Origin of the sequence: Mesorhizobium sp. (genome assembly GCF_004962925.1) — a bacterium.
In the GTDB taxonomy this organism is placed as follows: domain Bacteria; phylum Pseudomonadota; class Alphaproteobacteria; order Rhizobiales; family Rhizobiaceae; genus Mesorhizobium.
In genome coordinates, this window is record NZ_SUEO01000093.1 from 3,426 (window position 1) to 10,706 (window position 7,281).

6 protein-coding genes and 1 pseudogene are annotated in these 7,281 nt (G+C 61.7%); 1 reads left to right on the plus strand and 6 read right to left on the minus strand.

What is annotated here, in order from left to right; all coding sequences use genetic code 11:
- From E5W87_RS18835 to E5W87_RS18860, 6 genes and pseudogenes are all read right to left on the minus strand, one after another.
- Positions 1 to 838, minus strand: a pseudogene (locus E5W87_RS18835) (ABC transporter ATP-binding protein); the annotation flags it as partial.
- Positions 835 to 1,953 (minus strand): ABC transporter ATP-binding protein, encoded by a 1,119-nt coding sequence (locus E5W87_RS18840; RefSeq protein ID WP_292400611.1) that lies wholly within the window; start codon positions 1,951 to 1,953, stop codon positions 835 to 837. The gene E5W87_RS18840 and the pseudogene E5W87_RS18835, both read right to left, overlap by 4 nt.
- 5 nt (positions 1,954 to 1,958) lie before the next feature.
- Positions 1,959 to 2,816, minus strand: a complete 858-nt coding sequence (locus E5W87_RS18845; protein ID WP_127203673.1) for a carbohydrate ABC transporter permease — start codon at positions 2,814 to 2,816, stop codon at positions 1,959 to 1,961.
- Between the two features lie 9 nt (positions 2,817 to 2,825).
- Positions 2,826 to 3,749 carry a carbohydrate ABC transporter permease gene (locus E5W87_RS18850; RefSeq protein ID WP_292400612.1) on the minus strand — a complete coding sequence of 308 codons (924 nt, stop codon included), beginning with the start codon at positions 3,747 to 3,749 and terminating at the stop codon, positions 2,826 to 2,828.
- 206 nt (positions 3,750 to 3,955) lie between these two features.
- Positions 3,956 to 5,401 carry an extracellular solute-binding protein gene (locus E5W87_RS18855; protein WP_292400613.1) on the minus strand — a complete coding sequence of 482 codons (1,446 nt, stop codon included), beginning with the start codon at positions 5,399 to 5,401 and terminating at the stop codon, positions 3,956 to 3,958.
- A gap of 44 nt (positions 5,402 to 5,445) precedes the next feature.
- On the minus strand, positions 5,446 to 6,420 hold the full coding sequence (locus tag E5W87_RS18860; RefSeq protein WP_292400615.1) for a sugar-binding transcriptional regulator: 975 nt from the start codon (positions 6,418 to 6,420) through the stop codon (positions 5,446 to 5,448).
- 219 nt (positions 6,421 to 6,639) lie between these two features.
- On the opposite strand from E5W87_RS18860, the gene E5W87_RS18865 reads away from it, so the two are divergent.
- Positions 6,640 to 7,281 (plus strand): LacI family DNA-binding transcriptional regulator (locus E5W87_RS18865; RefSeq protein WP_292400617.1); only part of this gene is annotated, 642 nt, incomplete at its 3' end.

A 7,281-nucleotide genomic window follows, 5' to 3' on the forward strand; every position in this document is an offset into this window, starting at 1 on the left:
CCGAGCCGCTGAACGCGTCCTTGTCATAGTCGAGCGAAAGTCCGTCGGGCAGCCGCAGATTGATCTTGTCGGCAGCCGTGCCGACATAGGCCTCGAAGACATTCATCGGCGGCTCGCCGACGAAGGTGCCGGTGAACAGGTTGGCCGGCCGCTGCTTGAGCATGTCGGGCGTGTCGAACTGCTGCAGCACGCCGCCTTCCATCACCGCGATCCGGTCAGCAAGCGCATTGGCTTCGGTCTGGTCGTGAGTGACCAGGATCGCGGTCAGGCCGCGCTCCTTGATGAAGTGCTTGATGCGGCCGCGCAGCACGGCGCGAAGCTGCGGCTCGAGCTGGCCCATCGGTTCGTCCAGCAAATGCAGATCGGCCTTGCGGATCAGCGCCCGGCCGAGGCTGGCGCGCTGCTGCTGGCCGCCGGAGATGGAGCTCGGATAGCGCTCAAGAATGTCCTCGATCTCGAGCAGCTTGGCGATGCTGACAACCTTCGCCTCAACCTCGCTTTTCGGCAACTTGGCTGCCTTCAGCGCAAACGCCATGTTCTCGCGCACCGTCAGCGGCGGGTAGAGCGAGTAGCCCTCGAACGCCATCGCCACATTGCGCTTGACCGGCGGCAGCGTGTGCACCTTGCGGCCGGCAACCGAGATGGCGCCGCGCGAGACCTCCTCGAAGCCGGCGATCATGCGCAATGTCGAGGTCTTACCGCAACCGGACGAGCCGAGCAGTGCGACGATCTCGCCCTTGTCGATTTCGATCGTCAGATTCTGGACGGCATGCACGCCCCTGTCGATCGGACCATAGAACTTGTCGACGCCTGAAATGGCGAGTGCGCTCTGGCTCATGCCGCTTCTCCACTGCGCAAATTGATGACGTTCTTCGAGCCGATGCGGTCGCCGCTCGCACGATCGAACAGCAAGGCGCTTTTGCCGTCGACGGCGATATGGGCCCTGCCTTCGCTTTGACCCGGTGTTCCGGCTGGACGCGAGACCAGGATTTCGCGGCCGCGCACGGTGCGCACCAGCGTGACGATCTTTTCGTTGAGCGGCGTCTCGGCCTCGACCGTCACCGGAATGGCGGCCGGCGTGCTTTCATCGACGAAGCTCAGCGCCTCCGGCCGCAAGCCGATCACGCAATCGCGGCCGACCGTCGCGTCATAGGCGCCCGTCAGATGGACCTGGACGTTCGACAGGCCGACATAGATGCCCTTGGCATCGCGTGACGGCTTTACGTCGAGCAGATTGATGGTCGGGTCGCCAAACAGCCGCGCGATCTCGATGTTCGCCGGCTCACGATAGATCTGCTCGGGCGTGCCGAGCTGCTTGATGACACCTTGCGACATCACCGCGATGCGATCGCCGAGCGCCATGGCCTCCTTATAGTCCTGGGTGACGTAGACGACGGTCGCGCCACGGTCGGCCAGCAGCCTCGGCAGTTCGAGCCGCATTTCGAAGCGCAGTTTGGCGTCGACATTGCGCAGGGGATCGTCGAGCAGGAGCACCGGCGGCGAGCCGACCAGAGCGCGGGCGAGCGCAGTGCGCTGCTTCTGCCCGTTGGACAGCGCCCGTGGCTTATGGCTGAGCACATGGCCGATCTTGAGCAGCTTGGCGACGTTCTGGACGCCCGCCTTGATCGCACTTTGCGACGAGCGGCTGGCTTCCAGCGGTGTGGCAATGTTGTCGAAGGCGGTCATGTGCGGAAACAGCGCGAAATTCTGAAACGCCATGCCGACGCCGCGGAACTCCGCGTCAAGATCGGTCATATCCTCGCCGCCAATGAAGATCTTTCCCTCATCGGGGTCGATGACGCCGGCGACGAGCCGCAGCAGCACCGTCTTGCCGGCGCCGGACGGTCCGAACAACACAAGGGTTTCGCCGTCGGCGACGGTCAGCGACAGATTGTCGAGAACAGTCTGGCTCTTGTAGCGTTTGACGACATTTCGCAGTTCGAGGCTGGCCATTGGAGCTATCCTTTCACGGCGCCAAGCGACAGGCCTTCGACGAGATAGCGCTGTGCATAGAGGGCAAGTGCCAGCGTCGGCGTGATCGACAGCACGATCGCCGCCGAGATCTGGCCATACTGGATGCCGGAGGAGGTGATGAAAGCCAGCGCGCCGACCGTCACCGGCTGCTTGTCGGCCGAGGCGAGCACCAGCGCGAAGACGAAATTGTTCCAGGCGAAGATGAAAGCGAGCAGGCCGGCAGCCGCGATGCCGGGACCGGCAAGCGGCAGCGCGATCTTGCGGAAGGTGGCGAACCAGGAATGACCGGCGATGCGATAGGCATATTCGATGTCGGCCGGGATGTCCTCGAAATAGCCGCGCACGATCCACAGGATCAGCGGCAGGCAGATCAGCTGATAGACCCAGATCAGCCCGATATAGGTGTTGGCCAGTCCAAGCTTCTGGAAATAGAGGGTGAGCGGCAGGAGCACCAGCAGCGCCGGCGCAAACCTGAATGACAGCAGCGTGAAGGCGATGTCTTCCGAGCCGCGAAACTTATGCCGCGCAAAGGCGTAGGCCGCGGGAACGCCGAGCAGCAGCGCGACAGCGACCGAGGTGACCGACAGGAACACCGAATTCCAGAGGTTGCGCATGAAGGCGATGTCGAGCGTGCCCGCCGCCGTCGTCAGCTTTCCGGTGATGAGCGCGGTGTAGTTGGCCAGCGTCGGCTTGAAGACAAGCTGCGGCGGAATCCGCAGGATGGTCTCGTTCGTCTGGAACGACATCATGAAGATCCAGACGATCGGGAACATGAAGAAGATCACGACCAGCGTCAGCGCTATGCCTCGCAGGATGCGTTCGAGAAGCGAGGTGTGTTCCATCTCAGCCTCCTATGCCTGGCCGCGGGCGCGTTCGCGCAGGCGCAGCCAGTTTTTGATGAAAATATTCGACAGGAAGTAGGTGATCGCCCACAGGATGATCATCAGCGCCGCCGAGCGGCCTACATTGGTAGACTGGAAGAAGTTGAGGTAGGCCTCGACCTGGAAGACGGTCAGCGTGTCGCCCGGACCGCCCTGCGTCATGGCATAGATGATGTCGAACTGCTGGATGGAATCGAGCAGCCGGAACAATGTCGCCGTCAGGATGTAGGGCGTCAGCATCGGCAAGGTGATGCGAAAGAACACGAAACTCCTCGGCACGCCGTCAAGTGCTGCCGCCTCGAAGGGCTGCGTCGGCAGGCTGCGCAGGCCGGCAAGCAGCAGGATCATGATGAAGGGCGTGTAGACCCAGATGTCGACAAGAACCACGGTGAAAAGTGCGGTCGACGGAGACGAGGCCCAGCGGAAATCATGCAGTCCAATCAGGCTGGCGAGATAGCTCAGCACGCCAAAGCCGGGATTGGTCATCAGCTTCCACATCAGCGCGGCAAGTGCGGGCGCCGTCATCAGCGGCATCAACAGCATGATCGAGATGAAGTTGTTCAGCGTCGAGCGCTTCTGCAGCAGCATGGCGATGCCGAGGCCGAGAAGCAGTTCGAGCAGGACGGTGATACCGGCATAGAGCAGCGATATCTCCAGCGTGTTCCAGAACCTCGGGTCAGTGAAAAAGGAAATATAATTGTCGCCCCAGTTGAACTGCCGCGCCCAGGGCTGGCTCAGCCGGTAGCGCTGGAACGAATAGACGACCGATGTGAAGAACGGGATCAGGATACCGATGCAGACGAGCAAGGCTGGCAGGCTGAGCACATAGGGCAGCACCCTCTTGCTGATCCTGAAGCCGGAAGGCCTGTTTCTTTGCATTGTCGCCGCAGTCATCGTGGCTCACCCGTCATCTCTGTTGCTTCGCCCTGCCGGCCGCCCAGGGAGCTAGGCGGCCGGTTGGGCGAGTGGCGGCACCGTCAGTGGTTGAGTATCGGATTTTCCCAAAACCGGTTTCCACTTTTGGGTCCGATGCTCCAGGCGCCGCTTCGCATTGGAATGGCCGGCTGGCCCGCAAAAACGGGCCAGCCGTTCGCCAGGACTCAGCCGAGCCCGGCTTCCTTGAGCTGGCCGTCGACGCTGGTGGCCAGCATGTCGAGGCCTTCGTCGACCGGCACTTCCTTGGCCACCATCTTCTGCAGCGTCGCCGCCCATTCGGTGGTGAGATCGAAGAACAACGGCTGCGGCGTGAACTTGATGCTGGCGCCGGGCGCCGAGACGTCGAACATCTCGACATAGCCCGGATAGCTCTTGTTCAGTTTCTCGCGGAACATCTCGTCCTTCCAAACCGACTGACGGACCGGATTGACGAAATCCATCTTGGTCGCGCCGAACAGGGCATGCTCGGGACCTGATGCCCATTGCATGAAGTACCAGGTGGCGTCCTTGTCCTTCGAGAAATTGGACATCGACAGCGACCAGATCCAAATATTGGGCGTCGGCGCCTTGGCGGCGGGATTGGCCTTGAAGGCGGAAAAGGCGAGCTTGCCGGCCATCTTGTTGTCGCCGCCGTTCATGAAGTAGCCGAGGATGTCGGCGTCGAAGATCATTGCCGAGGCGCCCGCACCGAGATCGGTGCCGACCTGATACCAGGTATAGGTCGACCAGTCCTTGGGGCCGCTCTCCTGGATCATCTGGACCCATTGCTTGTGGAAGGCCTTGGATTCGGCGGTGTTCATCGCGGCCGACAATTTGCCGTCGGCCGAGACATTCAGGTCCTTCTGGTCAAAGTTGGCGTAAGCCGACAGGAAGCCGGGATGGATCGTCGCCCAAGAGCGCGAGCCGCGCACGCCGATGCCGTAGACGCCACCACCAACATCCTTGGTAAGCTTCGCCGCCGTAGCGACCATCTCGTCCATATTGCCGGGAACGCTGACGCCGACCTTGTCGAACATGCCCTTGTTGTAGGTGATGTTGTTCTGTTCGAAGCCCCATGGAATGCACCACTGCTTGGCGTCGTCGGAGCCGAGCACGCCGCCGGGCTGGCCATTCCAGGCGCAGGACTTCCTGACACCAGGCAGGAAGTCGTCCCAGGCATAGTTCACGTTGGTCTTGGTCGGATTCTTGATCCATTCGTTGAGGTCGGTGATCCAGCCGGCCGGGCCGTAGGTCCAGGTCATGTAGGCGCCGGTCATGAAGGCATCGTATTCGGGCGAGCTGGCCGACAGCGCAGCGGTGACCTTGTCGAAATAGACGTCTTCCGGAAACACGTCATAGACGACTTCCATGCCGGTCAACTTCTTGAAGTTTTCAAGGTTGGCGATCATCGCGTCCGCGTAGGGATGCTTGTTGAGCAAGAGCTTGATGGTCTTGCCCTTGTGCGCCTGCCAGTCGAAATCCGCTGCCAGCGCGCGGGTCTGCCCCAGATTGAGCAGCGTGCCGGCCGTGCTGGCGGCAAGGCCCATTGCGCCAAGGCCCTTGATCAGCCCACGACGATCGACTTGTCCGCGCAGGAACGCATCGATCAGGTCTTTTTCTTTCTCATGCATTTGTCTTCTCCTCCACAGGGTAGTTTCAATCGAATGGTTGCCGGCTACCCGACCGACGTCTGCTCCACGAGTGATCGCGCCGTCCGCTCATCGGTGACCAGACCTTTGAGATAGCGGCCCTCCAACACCGATTTGATGGCACGAACCTTCACCTTGCCGCCGGCAACGGCGACAATCCTGCGATTGCTGATGTCTTCGCGCGCCAGCGCCAGCGCCCGGTTGGAAAGGGTCGTCTCGACCGCCTTTCCAACATCGTCGAAGAAATGGCCGAGCAATTCGCCGACGCCCCCCTTGCGGCGGATCTCCTCCATTTCGCCCTTCTCGATCATGCCGGTGGCGACCAGCGACGCCTCGCGCTCGGCAGTGCCGATACCGGCAATGAGCAGGTCGGCGGCCTTGCCGAGATCGAAGACTTCGCGGATGCCCTTCTGCCCGAGCAGCACGGTTCGATCCTCGACCGTGTTGGCGAACATCGGCACCGGCATCACATAGGCTTCGGCGCCGGTCCGTTCGGCCAGACGGTGAATGACGTCGTGCGGATTGGCCGAGAACTTGCGCGTCAGGCCGCCAAGCAGCGAGACGAAGCGGGTCTTTTCGGCCGATATGCGCGGCAGATACTCCACGCAGGCGGCGAGCGTGCGGCCATGACCGACGCCGATCAGCGTATCCTCGCCGCGTTCGATCTCACGCTTGAGGAACTGGGCGCCGGCAATGCCAAGTGCCTTGAGCGGCAGGTCTTCCCCATCGAAGTCGGGAACGACCTCGCAATAGTCGAGGCCGTAGCGGCTGGACAAATCGTCTTCAAGCGCCACGCATTCCGACACTTCGCCGTCGATATAGACTTTGACCAGCCCTTCCTGATTGGCCTTGGTGATGAGGCGATGCGCCTTGAGGCTGGTCAAGCCAAGCCGCTTGGCGACCTCCGACTGGGTCAGCCCGCCAGCATAATGAAGCCAGGCGGCACGCGTCGCCATACTGGTTTCATCGTCGCGCAGGAGGCCGTTTCCAAAACCAACCATTTCCGCCCTAAGATATTTTTATCAGTTGATGCAAAATTTTTCACAAGGTGTCGTCGGAGTCAAGCGCCGCGTGAATCAAATTGCGCCAAGGAGGCAAAAAACAGGGTTCGGCCCGCTGTAGAGCCATCGGCACCTCATTGGCTCGGCCGGGATTTAAAACGTTTGCAATCTTGCTGAAACCGATTACAAACGCTTCAAACACTTCGTTCGGGAGGATCGGTGCCGGCCCGCGTCACCACGCTCAAGGAACTTGCCGCGCAGCTCGACCTGTCGATCACCACGGTGTCGCGGGCGCTTGCCGGCCATCAGCAGATCGCCTTGAAGACGCGCGAGCGCGTCACTGAAGCCGCGCGCCAGGCCGGCTACGTGCCCAACACGGCAGCCCGCACGCTGGTCTCCGGCCGCAGCGGTTTTGTCGGCATGGTGCTGCCGATCCGCGGCCCCAATCTGGTCGATTCCTTCCTCGGTGAATTCGTCACCGGGCTTGGCGAAGGGCTGGTTTCGCATGGCACCGACCTGATCCTCGCCGCCGTGGCGCAAGGCCAGTCGGAACTTTCTGTGCTTCGCCATGTTGTCGAATCCGGACGTGCCGATGGCGTCGTCGTCACCCGCATCGCCGAGGTCGACGAACGGCTCGCCTATTTGCGCCAACGCAATTTCCCGTTCGTCGCCCATGGCCGGCTGCTTGACACCGACTTCGCTTACAACTGGCTCGACACCGATGGCGCGCACGCCTTCGGTGAAGCCTTCGATATGCTCTACGATCTCGGGCACCGCCATTTCGGCCTGGTGACGATCGCCGAGCCGATGACGTTTCGCCATCTGCGGCAAGACGGGCTCGCCGCAGCGATCGCGCGCCGA